The organism is Amycolatopsis jiangsuensis (assembly GCF_014204865.1).
Classification (GTDB): domain Bacteria; phylum Actinomycetota; class Actinomycetes; order Mycobacteriales; family Pseudonocardiaceae; genus Amycolatopsis; species Amycolatopsis jiangsuensis.
Genome location: NZ_JACHMG010000001.1, coordinates 1,990,435 through 2,003,136 on the forward strand (window position 1 = coordinate 1,990,435; position 12,702 = coordinate 2,003,136).

Genomic DNA, 12,702 nt, shown 5'->3' on the forward strand with positions numbered 1-12,702 from the left:
CGAATGGCACTGAGTGCACTAACGCTCAGCGTGAACGGCGTTCCGCCTCCCGCAGAGCCGCGCCGACGCGGGTGACGACCTCGTGCAACGGCGTCGTGGTGCTCATGACGGCCACCACCGTGCCGGGCTCACCGGACGGGTCGTGTGTGCTGCCCTCGCCGGACGGACGGTCTACAACGGACTCGCCGGAGGGCTCCTGCGACCCGGGGGACTTTGTAGAAGACGGCGGCGCAGAACGCTGCGCAGAAGACGACCGTGCAGTAGATGACGGTTCAGAAGACGACGGGACATCAGGCGACGAGGGAGAAGACGACTCAGGAGACCCCACGGACGACGCCGCAGCGGACGCCCCGGAAGGCGCCGTGGAAGACGTCGCGGACGCCGCTGCCTGCGCCGCACGAGACGCTCCGGAAGACGTCGCAGGACCCGCCGCCTGCGTCGCAGAAGACGTCGCGGCAAGTGTCGCCTGCGCCGCGGGAGGCGCCCCGGAAAACATCGAGGGAGCCACCGCGGCCGGCCGGAACGCGTTCACGACCAAGGTGAACGCCTCGCTCGCGCTGGCCGCGATGTCTTCCGTGCCGCCGCTGCGCAGCCAGCGCCGCAGCACGTGGTTGTTGGCGGCCGCGATCGCGGCCGCGGCCACGGCCGCGCGGAGGTTCGCCGTCTCGTCGCCGGTCGCCGCGAAGCGCTCACCCAGGTACCGGGCCAGCACGCGCTGGTACCGGTCGACGGTCGCGACTTCCTTGTCCCGCAAGGAAGGCACCGTACGGGTGAGGGTGAACCGCTTGAGCGAAACGTCGAGTTCGGCGGCATACGAGTCGAGCACCAGCGCGACCGCCGCGCACGCCACCTCGACCGGGTCCCGCCCCGGGTCCGCGTTAGCGAAAACCTGCTCCATCTCGGCCACGATCTCGTCGTGGTTGGCGAAGAGGACCTCGTCCTTGCTGTCGAAGTACCGGAAGAACGTCCGCCGCCCGACGCCCGCGGCCGCGGCGATGTCGTCGACCGTGGTCGCCTCGTATCCGTTGGCCGCGAACAGATCCACCGCGGCCGATGCCAGCGCGCGGCGCAACTGCCGCCGCCCGGCGGGAGTCGCCCCGACGCGGGTGCGCGGCGTTTCCGTCATGACCTGGACGGTAGCAGCAGGCTTGCTAGTGGCACTGAGTGCCGTTAGCATGGGACAGCACCCTCGCGAGCGGAAGGCGTCGACGATGACTCTCGATCAGCAGCTGCGACCCGGCCCGGGGCCGAACGCCGGATCCGGTCCGAACGCCGGCGCCGAACCGGCCGCCGCCTACTACGGCGGGGTGTTCGGCTGGTCGATCCGCCGTCAGGAGTCGAGACTGTTCCTCGCCCTCGAAGGCGGGTTGTGCGCGGTCACCCTGCCGAAGCTGACCGCGAGCCCGGTGCTCGCCCACCTGTCTTCGCTGGGTTCCCAGGGCCCGTCCCTGGTCGTCCCGACGCCGCACGGCCCGCGCCTGGCCATCCTCGCCGAAGCCGACGGCCAGCTCCTTCTCCGCGGCTCCCTCCCCGACGACGTCGACGTCCTCGACTGCGGCGCGCTCCTCCCCCTGCCCGCCGGCCACCACACTCCCGGCGCGGGCCCGGAGTGGCTCACCGCACCGGATCCGCGGCACCGTTGGCTGCCCAGCCTGAGCGCAGTACTCGCCGGAGTCCGCCGCCGCCCCTGACCCTGCCCGCTTCCCGCGATCGCACGCCCGGCGCGTCCGAGCTGACGCCGACCCGCCCACGGACGCGCCCCCGTCAGCTCGGACGCTCGCTCTTGCACGGGGAGCGCGCGAAGAGGCCATGAAGGGGCCTACAGAAATCGAATCCCTGAAAGCACTTCACGGATTCGACGGGAATCCCCATGCGCGAGCAGCGGCCACAGCTATCCGGGTGACAGGCGACCACGGGCGTTGTGGTGGCGGCCGACCATGGGGTTTGCAGTGGTAGGCGGCCACCAGCGCTCGGGGTAGCAGCTAGCCACGGACTCTTGTTGTGGTAGGCGATCAGGTGGGCTTGGGGCTCCCTAGCCTGCGCCGGTTTGAGCGGGCCAAAAGCCGGTTCCGGTCGGCCCGCCCCCGTGTTCATCTGTCGCCCGGAACCCTCCGCGATCACCTGCCACGACAAGCTTCCGTGATCACCGACGACCCCGAGGCGATTGTGGTCATCTGCCACCCAATCCACTGTGGCACCTGTGACCGAGACCCACCAGGGTCAGCCACCACCGCAAACGCCGGTGGTCAACTACCACCCCAAACTCCGGTGGTCAGCCATCTACAGCAAACTCTCGGCGGTCACGTGCCACTCCAGCGCCCGTGGTCGCCTGCCACCCCGGATCCAGCGCGATCACGCGCCAGCCAACACTACTGCGGTCACCCGCCACCCCAGACCCACCGCAGTCACCCGCCACGCTCAAGCTCCGCGGCCACCCGCCGCCCGGACCGAGCTGGTGACCGCAGGGCGCGTCAGCCGGGGACGCAGACCGGTTCCAGTACCGCTGCCGCCTCGGCGGACAAGGTGTCCACGTGGGTGAGCAGGGTGTCGATTTCCTGCCGGCGGCGTTCGTCGCGGGCTGGGGACGGGACGAGGGCCGTGCCGACCAGCAGGAACAGCGTGTCGATCTCGTAGGCCAGATCCGCAAGGCGCAGCAGGGGTTCGTGGTCCCCGGCGCCGCCGGCGGCTGCCTGGTGGCAGGTGGCGTGGCCCAGGGTGCGGCACAGGTCCCGCAGCCTCGACCGGACGGCGTCGGCGTACGGGTCGGCCCTGGGGCCGCCGGTGCGGATGTTCCATGCTACTGAGAGCAGGCAGCGGCCGGCGTCCTCCAAGGCGGTGTTCGTCACCGGGTGAGTGTGGGAGCATCCCGGCCGCGCCGGGGCGCCCGACACGCGGGGCTCACCGCATCGTGTGATCGCCGGCCGATTCCGGTCCGGTGAGCAGCAGCCGGACGGCCGCGTCCACGGGCAGCCGGTCGTCGGTCGCGCGGGCCAGCAGGTCGCGGATCTGCCGGGCCTGCGGGGTCAGCTCGCCGGCGTCGTCGGTGACCTCCGCGCTCGCCGCGGCCAGGCTGCCGAGGCCGGCGTGGTGGTGGGCGTCGCGGACGGCGTTGCGCAGCACGGCCTTCTCGGCCGGGGACGGGCCACGGTTCTCGGCCCGCAGCCGCTCCACGATCCGCTGGACGGCCGGGGACTGCGCGGCCACGGCCTGCCTTCCGGCGAACGACGCCACCATCCGCGGCGTCGCACGGGTTTCCGCGGGCGGCGGGACGACCGGCGCGGCACTTCCGGCCGGCCGCAGGCTTTCCAGCGCCGCCGAACGCCGGCGCTCGGCTTCGCGGACGCGGGCCACCGGGTCCGGACGCCGGGCCGCGGCAATCTCCCGCGCCTGCGCTCGCGCCTGCTCCCCCGCGCCGCCGAGCCTCGACGGACGCCGGTAGCCGCCCTCTTCACGAGCCTGCTTGCGCCGGTTGGCGAACCACGCCTCGAACGTCTGCCCCCGCCGCGGTGGCTCGTGCACCTGGCTCATCGCGGCGCCGGCGTCATCGTCGAACCAGCCGTTCAACCGCGACCGCAGGAAGTCTCCCGGCCGCTCGGCCGCCGTGCGCGGACGCTGGCGGTCGCCGCCCGGGAGCGCGCTCACCGCGATCAGCAGCGCGTCCGGGCAGTATCCGTTGCTGTACCAAAATTCGAGCTGCCGTTCGACGTCGTCGCGCTCGTCGCGGGTCAGCCGCTCGGTGACCCAGCCGAGGCGGCGGAACAGCACGCCGGTCGCCTGGGCCCGCTCGTGCTCGTCGCCGGGCACGACCGTCGCCGGCCATTCCCGGTCCGGGATCCGCGTCACGGCCGCACCTCCTCCGCCACCGGCCGCACCCGACGCTACGGCGCCCGCCGCGGCGCCGGTCAGCCGACACGCCGGAGCACGGCCACCGCGTTCGCGGCCACGATCACCCCGACCGCCACCCAGGCCACGGCGTCCAGCCGCTGGTCCAGCACGACCAGCCCGACCAGCGCGGCGAGCACCGGCTGCACACTCATGAACGCCCCGAACAACCGTGCCGGCACCCGCCGCAGTGCCAGCAGATCCACCAGGAACGGCACCGCCGACGACAGCACGCCTGCGGTCAGCGCCGCGACCAGCGCCCCGGCCGAAGGCGGGTGGTGCAGGAACGCGAACACGCCGACCGGCAGGTAGACGAGCCCGGACGCGCCGGCTGCCGCGGCCGAACCCTGCACTCCCGGCAGCCGACGGCCGACCGTGCGGTTGAGCAGGATGTAGCAGGCCCAGCACCCGGCGGCGAGCAACGCCATCGCGATGCCCGCGTAGTCCGTGCTCGGCTCCGGCCGGGTCAGCACCCCGACCGCAGCCGCCGCGGCCAGCGCGCACGCCAGGTCCACCCGCCGCCGCGAACCGGCGAGCGCGATGGCCAGCGGGCCCAGGAATTCGAGCGTCATGGCCAAGCCGAGGCCGATCCGGTCGATCGCGGCGTAGAGCGCGAGATTCATCGTCGCGAAGACCGCGGCGAGCCCGAGCACCGGACGCCACTGCGCCGCGGTGAACGTCCGCAGCCGTGGCCGTCCCGCCGCGAGCAGCACCGCGGCGGCCACCCACTGGCGCACCGCCACCACACCGGCCGGGCCGAGCACCGGGAACGCCAGCGCCGCCGTCGCCGCGCCGAGCTGGTTGGACAGTGCCCCGCCGAGCAGCATCGCCGCCCCGGACGCGCGGGCCCGCCCGGCCACTTCCGCAGTCACCATGCGCCGAGCGTGCCGCGCGGAAATCCATACGCAAAATGCATTGACCGAAGTATCGATACGCTGGCCGTATGGATCTGGAACTCCGTCAGCTGCGCTGCCTCGTCGCGATCGTGGACGCCGGCACGTTCACCGACGCCGCGCTCGAACTCGGGGTCTCCCAGGCCGCGGTGTCGCGCACGCTGGCTTCGCTGGAACAGGTCCTCGGCGTGCGCCTGCTGCACCGCACGAGCCGCAGCCTCACCCCGACCACCGCCGGCGTCCAGGTGCTCGCGCGGGCCCGGCATCTGCTCGCCGAGGCCGACAACCTGGTGCGCGAGGCCACCACCGGGCACACCCGGCTGCGCATCGGCCACCCGTGGTCGGCGATGGGCCGCCACACCGGTGAATTCCAGCGGCGCTGGGCGGGCCGCCATCCGGAGGTCGAACTCCTGCTCGTCCGCACGAACAGCGCGACCGGCGGGCTCGCCGAGGGACTGTGCGATCTGGCTGTGCTCCGTACGCCGGTGCCTGCGGGGCGGTTCGCCGATGCCACGGTCGGGCACGAGGACCGCTACTGCGCGATGGCCGCGGACGACCCGTGGGCGAGCCGGCGCAGCGTGACCCTGGCCGAAGTCGGCACCCGGGTGCTCGTGATCGACACCCGCACCGGCACCACGACCACTGATCTGTGGCCCACCGACGCCCGCCCGCGGGTCGAACGGATCCACGACATCGACGACTGGCTGGCTGCCATCGCCACCGGACGGTCCGTGGGCGTCACTCCGCACGGCACAGTGCCCCAGTACCGCCGGGACGGGATCGTCTACCGCAGGGTGCGTGACGCGCCGCGGGTCCCGGTACGGCTGGTCTGGCGCCGCGACGACCCGCATCCGGCCACGCACGCCGCGGTGGCGCTGCTCGGGAAGCTCTACCGCGGCGCCGACCGTCCACATGCGACTCACCGGACCCGCGTACAGCGCTAGGCTGGCGCCATGAAGGGGTTGCTGTTGCGGCTGTCCGCGGTCGACTCCAGTGCGGAGGCCGCGGTACGCGTGATCGCGTACTTCGACGAGCTGGTCGCCCACCGTGCGACGCTGCCGGATCTCGTGCGCGCCGCGGCTTCACTCGCCGAATGCGGGGCCGGGCTGCGCTACGGGGACCGGCCGCCGCTGCGGTACGGCCCGCGCGGGACGCCCGCCGGGGACACCGCGGAGGTACCCGCCGGTGCGGTCTCCGCGGAGCTCGGCGGGGAGGTCGCCGGGAAGGTGTGGCTGGAACGCGCCGACGGTGCCGGGCCGCTCGACGACCTCGTGCTGGAGCGGTTCGCGATCGCCGCCCGGCTGCTCGGTCCCGCGGAACCCCGCCCGGCCACGCCGCACCTCGCCGACCCCGCGTTGGTCGAGCTGGTCCTCGGTGAGCAGGCGGCCGACGAGGATCGCGCGCGGGCCCTCGTGCTCCTCGGCCTCGACAGCACGCGGCCGATCCGGGTGGTGGCGGTCGGGGCCGGCGACGGCCGCGACCCGGGCGCCCCCGCGGTCGCGCTGGTGGCGCGTGGCGGTAGTCCGAGCAGCGCGCGCGTCGCGGTGGTCGGCGGGGTCGCGGCCGTACTGCTGCAGCCGAGGGAAGGTCCGGACTCCGTGGTCACCGCCCTTCGCGCGGCACTGGCTTCCCGGGCACGGGAGCACGCCCTTCCCGGCACCGTCCGGATCGGCGTGGGCGACGCGGCCGACGGGCTCGATGCCCGGAGTTCGTGGCTGCAGGCGCGGCTCGCCGAACGGTTCGCCGTCCCCGAGGCCGAACCGCTGGTGGTGCACCGCGATCTCGGCGCACTCACCCTGCTCGCGGACATCCCGGCCGAACGGCTGCGGACCCAGCCGGACGTGCGGGCGCTCGACGCGCTGCCCGGTGCCGGCGACCTGGAAACGCTGGAAGCCTTCTGCCGCACGGGTTCCCTGCGGCAAGCCGCGGTCACCCTGCACCGCCACCACAGTTCGGTGGCCACCCGGCTCGCGCACGTCGAGGACGTGCTCGGCTGGTCACTCGACGATCCGGCGGGCCGCTTCCGCGCGCGCTTCGCGCTACTGGCCAGGCGGCTGGCCGAGACCGCCTGACCAGTCGCGCGTCAGCTGCCCGGCTGCTCCACACCCAACGCCCTGGCCAGCACCGCGCGAACCTCGGCCGCTTCGCGCCGGCTCACCGTGGCGTGCTCGATCAGGGACGAGCCGTGGAAGGTGCCCGGGAACAGGTGCAGTTCGGTCGGGACCTCCGCGGCCAGCAGCTGCTGGGCGTACGCGATTCCCTCGTCGCGCAACGGGTCGAACTCCATCACCGAGACGTACGCGGGCGGCAGACCGGACAGGTCGGTCGCGCGGGCGGGCGCGGCGTACACCGGAACGTCGCCAGTGCCGCGCACGCCGGGGCCGAGGTAGGAGTCCCAGCTGATCTCCGCGTTCGGGCGGTTCCACAGTGGAGTGTCGGTGAACCGCCGCATGCTCGCGGTTTCCAGCCGGTCGTCCACCTCCGGCACGCCCAGGTACTGGAACGCGATCGCCGGCCCGCCGCGGTCGCGGGCGAGCAACGCGAGCGCGGCGCACAGCCCGCCGCCGGCACTGACCCCGTGGATCACCACCCGCTGCGGGTCGACGCCGAGCTCGTCGGCGTGCTCGGCCGCCCAGACCAGCGCGGCGTAGCAGTCCTCCAGCCCGCCCGGGTACGGCGTTTCCGGCGCCAGCCGGTAGTCCACCGAGACCACCACGACGCCGAGGTCACGGGAGAGCTCCACGAAACCCTCGTGCCCGGCCTCCGGCGAGCCGAGGACGAATCCGCCACCGTGCACGTCGAACAGCAGCGCGGACGTCGCGCGCCGCTGCGGGGTGTACACGCGCACGCGGACCTCGGGCGCTCCTTCGGGGCCGGGCACGTATTCGTCACGCACCTCCACGCCGGTTTCGTCCACTTCGGCGAGCCGCTCTTCCAGCAGCTGCGCCATCCGCTCGCGCGCGGCAGGCAGATCGGACACGTCGACGTCCGGAAGCATTGAGATCGCGGCGGCGATTTCGGGATCGAAGCGGTAGCTCATCGGCTCTCCTCCGGCAGTTCGGCCTCGTCCCGCCATCCTCCAGGGACGCGGGTGCTCCCGGCACCCGCCACCCGTCGCGCTCCGCACGGGACCGGCCCGCCGGACGTCGCCCCGCCGTCCACCGGCCCCGGCCGGAACCACGGAAGCTGCACCGCGGGACAGGCTGTCTCAGCGACCCACCTTCTTCCAGATCAGCACCACCCCCAGCACCAGCACGACCACTGCGGCGACCACGATCAGCCCCTTGATCAGCAGATCCGCCAGCAGGTGGTGCAGGATCTCCTCCCCCTCGGCGAGCCGGGTCACCGCGCGTCCCGCCGCCGGTCGTCCTCCAGCCACCGCACCGCTTTCCGGGCGGCTCGCCCGCCGGCCCGGCCGCGGCCGCCGCGCTGGTCCATCGCCCGCCCGGCACACCGGGCCACCGCTGCCGCCCCGGCCCGCACCCGGTCCCCCTGACCGCGCCGCCGCAGCGCGACGACCACGGCGAACACCGCGAGGCCGAGGACCACGACCACACCGGCGATGATCCCGAACCGGATCAGCAGCACGTTCAGCACCGTCTCCACCGCACAACCCTTTCTGTCACACCTGTGATACAACACTTGGTATCACAGGTGTGATAGAACAGTCCAGTGCCGAGAGTGGTGGACGGAGAACAGCGGCGGGCGCACATCGCGGATGCGGTGCTGCGCCTCGCCGCACGGGACGGGCTGCACGCGGTGTCCCTGCGCACCGTGGCCGCCGAAGCACAGCTGAACATCGGCTCGGTCCGGCATTACTTCGAGAGCCAGCACGACCTGATGCGGTTCGCGATGCGGGCCACGATCGACCGCGCGAGTGCCCGGCTGCTCCGGCACCGGGAGGAGATCGCACCGCTGGCCGACTGCCCACGCGACGAGGTGGCCGGCCGGCTCACCGAACTCTTCGCCGAACTACTCCCGCTCGACGAGCTGCGCCGTACCGAAATGACCGTGCTGGTCGAGTTCTTGATGGCCGCGCGAGCCGTTCCGGGACTGTCCGATCTGGCCGCCGAAGTGAGCCGTGGCACGGTGACCCTGTCCCGGCGCATCCTCGAAGCGCTGGCCGGCACCGGCGCGTTCGTGGCACGCGATCCGGACGTCGAGGCGCCGCGGCTGGCCGCACTGCTCGACGGGCTCGCCTTCCGCGCGGTGCTCCAGCCGGAGATCACCACCGGCGAGGAATGCCTCGCGGTACTGCGCGCACACCTGGCCGAGCTGACCCGGCCGGCTTGAGGCCGGTGCGCGGTCTCAGCCGGGCAGCCGCAGCTCCACCCAGGTCGTCGCCAGTGCCCCGTCGGTGTCCGAGGACCAGTCCGAGGCCAGGTCCTCCAGCAGCAGCCGGCCCCACCCGCGTTCGGGCGAGGATGGGCCGGTGACCGGACGAGCCGGTTCGGTGCGGGTGACTTCGATGCGCAGGCGCGCGGGCCCGGCCAGCACACCCAGGCGGAGGTCGCGGCAGACCGCGCCGTCCCGGGAGGCGTCGGTGAGCAGCTCGTCGAGCAGGAGCGTCGCATCGGCCACGAAGGGACCGGCGACCTGGGCGAGCATCGCCTGCAGCGTGGTGCGGGCAGCGGGTGCGGTGTCCGCACCGGCGAAGACCGCCGTCGCGGCGGCGGGCGGGGACTGGTCGGCCATCGCCGATCCTCCTGGAGTAGGGGGCGACCCCTGAACTACCCACGAGGCTCCCCGGTGAACCGCGGGCGCCCTTATCCTGGCCGGGAGGGAGGTGCGCCATGGCGGACGAACGGCGGGCGTGGTCCGAGGCGGACCGGGCGGCCTACCGGGAATTCGTGCGCACCCACCATCCGGACGTCGGGGGCGATCCGGCCGAGTTCGCCGCCGGGCTGCGCGAGTTCCACGACCGTGCGGCCGCCACGGCGAGCCGGTCCGAAGAACCCGGACCGGACGCCCCGGTGATCTTCGTGACCCGGCAGCGCGGACTGCCCCGCATCGTGTCCGCCTTCAGCGCCCGGCGCCAGCGCAAGCGCAATCCCCGGGTCCGCTGAGCGGAACCGGTCACAGTGCGCCGGTCAACGCTTGCAGGCCGAGACTCGATGCGGCGACCGCGATCCACAGCAGCGCACCCAGCAGCAGCGGCCGGTGCCCGGCGGCGCGGAGGTCGGCCGGTTTGAGGGAAAGCCCGATCCCGGCGAGCGCCATGGTGATCAGGAACGTGCCCGCGGTCGACAGCGGTTCGTGCCAGGAGTCCGGGATCAGCCCGGCGCTGTCCAGGCCGGCCGCGAGAAGGAAGCCGATCAGGAACGGCGGCACCAGCCGGTGCCACGGCAAGGTGCGCAGGGACAGCCGACCGGACCGCGCGTCGCGGCGGGCAGCGAGCACGGCGAGGACCAGGACGATAGGGATCAGCATGAGGGTCCGCGTCAGCTTCACCACGATCCCGTAGGACCCCGCGTCGCCGCCGTAGGCGTAGGAGGCGGCGACGACCGACGAAGTGTCGTTCACCGCGGTGCCGGCCCACAGCCCGAACGCGTGCGGCGACATCCCCAGCAGGTGCCCCAGCGGCGGAAAAAGCAGCACCGCGGCCACGTTGAAGGTGAAGATCGTGCCGAGCGCGTAGGCGACCTCGGCCTCCTTGGGCTTGAGCACGGCACTCGTCGCGGCGATCGCGGACGCGCCACAGATGCCGGTACCGACCCCGATCAACGTCTGCGTGTCGCCGCGGACGCCCAGCACCCGGCCGAGCAGCCACGCTCCGCCGAGGGCGACGGCCAGCGTGCCGAGCATGACCGGCAGCGACTGCCCGCCCACGTGCACCACCTGCTGCAACGACAGACCGGTGCCGAGCACCACGATGGACAGCTGGAGCACGGTCCGCGACGCGAACGCGTACCCGGGGCTCAGGCGCACCGCACGCAGACCGGGCACGGCCGTCCCGGCCAGCACCCCCAGCACGATCGCGAGCACCGGCCCGCCGACCACCGGGACGAGCTTCCCGCCCGCCGTGGCCACCGCAGCGACCAGCACCGCAACCAGCAGGCCCGGCACCTTGCGGCCGAAGTTCACCAGCCACTGCGGCACCGCCGCAGTCCGGCCCAGCGCCGCGGCCCCGTCCGATGTCATACACGCACCTCCAATGTACGTACATTTAACTTAGGAGATGTACGTACATTTGACAACCCTGGCCGGGCGGTACTGTTCCCGCAGCGGAGGAGGCGAAATGGACGAAGGCGAGCTGGACCGGTCCGGCGGGCAGCCGCTGTGGCGGCAGCTGCGGGAACGGCTGCTCGTCCGGATCCGCGCCGGCGAGTTCGACCGGACCTTCCCCGGCGAACTCGCGCTGGCACAGGAGTACGGCGTGAGCCGCCAGACCGTCCGGCAGGCGCTGCGCGAGCTGCGCGCGGACGGCACGCTCGTCGCGGAGCGGGGCAAGCAGCCGCGCGTCGCCGAAGCCACCGAGATCGTCCAGCCGCTCGGCGCGCTCTACAGCCTCTTCGCCGCGGTGGAGGCCGCCGGGCTCTCGCAGAACAGCGTCGTACGCACGCTGGACGTCCGCGCGGACGCCGTCGTGGCGGAGCGGCTTTCGCTGGAGGGCTCCACTCCCCTGCTGTACCTGGAACGGCTGCGGCTGGCCGGCGACGAACCGCTCGCGGTCGACCGGGTGTGGCTGCCCGCGGACATCGCCCGTCCGCTGCTGGCCGCCGACTTCCAGCACACCAGCCTGTACGGCGAACTGCACCGCCGCGCCGGCGTCCGGCTCGACCACGGCGAGGAGCAGATCCGCGCGCTCGTGCCCAGCCCGGCCGAACGCACCCTGCTCGGCTGTTCCCCCACGTCGGCCGCGTTCTCCATCTGCCGCCTGGGCACGAGCGCGGGCACGCCGGTCGAATGGCGGCACACCCTGGTGCGCGGTGACCGGTTCGCGCTCACCGCGGAATTCTCCGGCCGGACCGGCTACCGGCTGATCGGCCCCCGGCAGCTCGCCGCACTCGGCTGAACTCCCCTGCTTGCCGGGACTTCCCGAGTCAGTCGAGCCGGATGCCGGCCAGCTGCGTGCCCTGGGCGACCAGCCGGCCGGTGCGGTCCCAGACGTGACAGGACTCGTCGACCCGGCCGTCGCCGATCAGGTGCGCCCGGTGCAGCACGCGCACCGGGCCGGGCTCCGGACGGGCCCGCACGTAGGCGGTCAGCTCGAGCGTCGGCACCCAGCCGGACTTCGCGACGTCGGCGGTGGCCGGCGGCAGCGCGTCGATGGCGAACAGCAGGCTGACCGGGTCGAAAGGCTCGTCCGAGGGCAGTGCGAGCCAGCCGCGGAGCTCCCCGCGGCCGGTCGGGACCTCGAGGATCGGCCGGTCCAGCCGCAGGTCGATCTCGTCCATGAGAGCGACGGTGAGCCCGGACGGCGATGCCGTCTCCACGCGCGCGCCGCGCGGTGCGTCGAGCTGCGGGTCCGGAACACCGTCACGCCAGAACGGCTCGCCACCGCCGAGGACACCGAAGGTCAGCAGGGCCTCGACCTGTGGAAGGCCGTCCTGTTCCAGCCGGCCGCGCAGCTGGCTCACCGTACGACCGGAACGCACCGGTTCGATCACCACTGAGGCTGGCCCAGGTGAGGGCGGGCGCAGGTAGTGGGCGCTCGCCGCGAGCACGTCCGGCTGCCCGGCGACCATTCCCGCCGCCCGCGCGATCGTGGCCAGCAGATAGCCGCCGTTGGGGCGGCCGCCGATGGTCCACGCCGCGCTGAGGTCGGCGTCGAACGTGGTGGCCGACCGCTGCTTGACGCCGGACACCGCGGCGAACGTCGTCGTGGTCACGGGCCCTCCCAGGTGAGTCCTTTTCGGCAACCTAACTGGTCCAGCACCGTTCGTACCCGGTACTGAGACCGACGCCACCCACCCGGGCCCCACGG

The 12,702-nt window shown here is 73.1% G+C and carries 16 protein-coding genes; 6 read left to right on the forward strand and 10 right to left on the reverse strand.

Annotation, left to right across the window (positions count from 1 at the left end; genetic code table 11):
* Window positions 1–25 precede the first annotated feature (25 nt).
* On the reverse strand, window positions 26–1,126 hold the full coding sequence (locus BJY18_RS38230) for a TetR family transcriptional regulator (protein WP_446680340.1): 1,101 nt from the start codon (window positions 1,124–1,126) through the stop codon (window positions 26–28).
* 85 nt (window positions 1,127–1,211) lie between these two features.
* Here BJY18_RS38230 and BJY18_RS08540 point away from each other — a divergent pair, with 85 nt between their 5' ends.
* The gene (locus tag BJY18_RS08540) at window positions 1,212–1,691 is read left to right on the forward strand and encodes a hypothetical protein (protein WP_184779197.1); all 480 of its coding nucleotides are present in this window, start codon (window positions 1,212–1,214) and stop codon (window positions 1,689–1,691) included.
* Between the two features lie 780 nt (window positions 1,692–2,471).
* Here the strand turns inward: BJY18_RS08540 and BJY18_RS08545 are convergent.
* Genes BJY18_RS08545 through BJY18_RS08555 form a run of 3 tightly spaced genes read right to left on the reverse strand, consistent with a single transcriptional unit; the run spans window position 2,472 to window position 4,757 of the window.
* On the reverse strand, window positions 2,472–2,846 hold the full coding sequence (locus BJY18_RS08545; protein ID WP_312873792.1) for a hypothetical protein: 375 nt from the start codon (window positions 2,844–2,846) through the stop codon (window positions 2,472–2,474).
* A gap of 52 nt (window positions 2,847–2,898) precedes the next feature.
* Window positions 2,899–3,843, reverse strand: coding sequence for a hypothetical protein (locus BJY18_RS08550; protein ID WP_184779199.1), 945 nt, complete (start codon window positions 3,841–3,843; stop codon window positions 2,899–2,901).
* Between the two features lie 59 nt (window positions 3,844–3,902).
* Window positions 3,903–4,757 carry an EamA family transporter gene (locus BJY18_RS08555; protein WP_184779201.1) on the reverse strand — a complete coding sequence of 285 codons (855 nt, stop codon included), beginning with the start codon at window positions 4,755–4,757 and terminating at the stop codon, window positions 3,903–3,905.
* A 68-nt stretch (window positions 4,758–4,825) separates the two neighbouring features.
* On the opposite strand from BJY18_RS08555, the gene BJY18_RS08560 reads away from it, so the two are divergent.
* Window positions 4,826–5,719 (forward strand): LysR family transcriptional regulator, encoded by an 894-nt coding sequence (locus BJY18_RS08560; RefSeq protein ID WP_184779203.1) that lies wholly within the window; start codon window positions 4,826–4,828, stop codon window positions 5,717–5,719.
* A gap of 9 nt (window positions 5,720–5,728) precedes the next feature.
* Window positions 5,729–6,847 (forward strand): helix-turn-helix domain-containing protein, encoded by a 1,119-nt coding sequence (locus tag BJY18_RS08565; RefSeq protein ID WP_184779205.1) that lies wholly within the window; start codon window positions 5,729–5,731, stop codon window positions 6,845–6,847.
* Window positions 6,848–6,858: 11 nt separating this feature from the next.
* On the opposite strand, the gene BJY18_RS08570 is transcribed toward BJY18_RS08565, so the two are convergent.
* The 3 genes from BJY18_RS08570 to BJY18_RS08580 form a co-directional block, all read right to left on the reverse strand.
* Window positions 6,859–7,815, reverse strand: coding sequence for an alpha/beta hydrolase (locus tag BJY18_RS08570; RefSeq protein WP_184779207.1), 957 nt, complete (start codon window positions 7,813–7,815; stop codon window positions 6,859–6,861).
* A 168-nt stretch (window positions 7,816–7,983) separates the two neighbouring features.
* A complete protein-coding gene (locus tag BJY18_RS08575; protein WP_184779209.1) occupies window positions 7,984–8,121 on the reverse strand; it encodes a hypothetical protein in 138 nt (45 codons plus the stop codon).
* Window positions 8,118–8,381, reverse strand: a complete 264-nt coding sequence (locus tag BJY18_RS08580) for a hypothetical protein (RefSeq protein WP_184779211.1) — start codon at window positions 8,379–8,381, stop codon at window positions 8,118–8,120. Before BJY18_RS08580 ends, BJY18_RS08575 begins: the two co-directional genes overlap by 4 nt.
* 75 nt (window positions 8,382–8,456) lie before the next feature.
* On the opposite strand from BJY18_RS08580, the gene BJY18_RS08585 reads away from it, so the two are divergent.
* The gene (locus BJY18_RS08585) at window positions 8,457–9,068 is read left to right on the forward strand and encodes a TetR/AcrR family transcriptional regulator (RefSeq protein ID WP_312873793.1); all 612 of its coding nucleotides are present in this window, start codon (window positions 8,457–8,459) and stop codon (window positions 9,066–9,068) included.
* 15 nt (window positions 9,069–9,083) lie between these two features.
* Here BJY18_RS08585 and BJY18_RS08590 read toward each other — a convergent pair whose 3' ends face one another.
* Window positions 9,084–9,470 carry an ATP-binding protein gene (locus BJY18_RS08590; protein WP_184779215.1) on the reverse strand — a complete coding sequence of 129 codons (387 nt, stop codon included), beginning with the start codon at window positions 9,468–9,470 and terminating at the stop codon, window positions 9,084–9,086.
* 98 nt (window positions 9,471–9,568) lie between these two features.
* Here BJY18_RS08590 and BJY18_RS08595 point away from each other — a divergent pair, with 98 nt between their 5' ends.
* On the forward strand, window positions 9,569–9,841 hold the full coding sequence (locus BJY18_RS08595; protein WP_184779217.1) for an SGNH/GDSL hydrolase family protein: 273 nt from the start codon (window positions 9,569–9,571) through the stop codon (window positions 9,839–9,841).
* Window positions 9,842–9,851: 10 nt separating this feature from the next.
* Here the strand turns inward: BJY18_RS08595 and BJY18_RS08600 are convergent, their stop codons facing one another.
* Window positions 9,852–10,916: a YeiH family protein gene (locus tag BJY18_RS08600; protein WP_184779218.1), complete on the reverse strand. Its 1,065-nt coding sequence runs from the start codon at window positions 10,914–10,916 to the stop codon at window positions 9,852–9,854.
* 97 nt (window positions 10,917–11,013) lie between these two features.
* Here BJY18_RS08600 and BJY18_RS08605 point away from each other — a divergent pair, with 97 nt between their 5' ends.
* Window positions 11,014–11,790, forward strand: a complete 777-nt coding sequence (locus BJY18_RS08605; protein ID WP_184779220.1) for a GntR family transcriptional regulator — start codon at window positions 11,014–11,016, stop codon at window positions 11,788–11,790.
* A gap of 28 nt (window positions 11,791–11,818) precedes the next feature.
* On the opposite strand, the gene BJY18_RS08610 is transcribed toward BJY18_RS08605, so the two are convergent.
* Complete coding sequence (locus BJY18_RS08610; protein ID WP_184779222.1) at window positions 11,819–12,607, reverse strand: thioesterase family protein; 789 nt, start codon at window positions 12,605–12,607, stop codon at window positions 11,819–11,821.
* Between the last annotated feature and the right edge of the window lie 95 nt (window positions 12,608–12,702).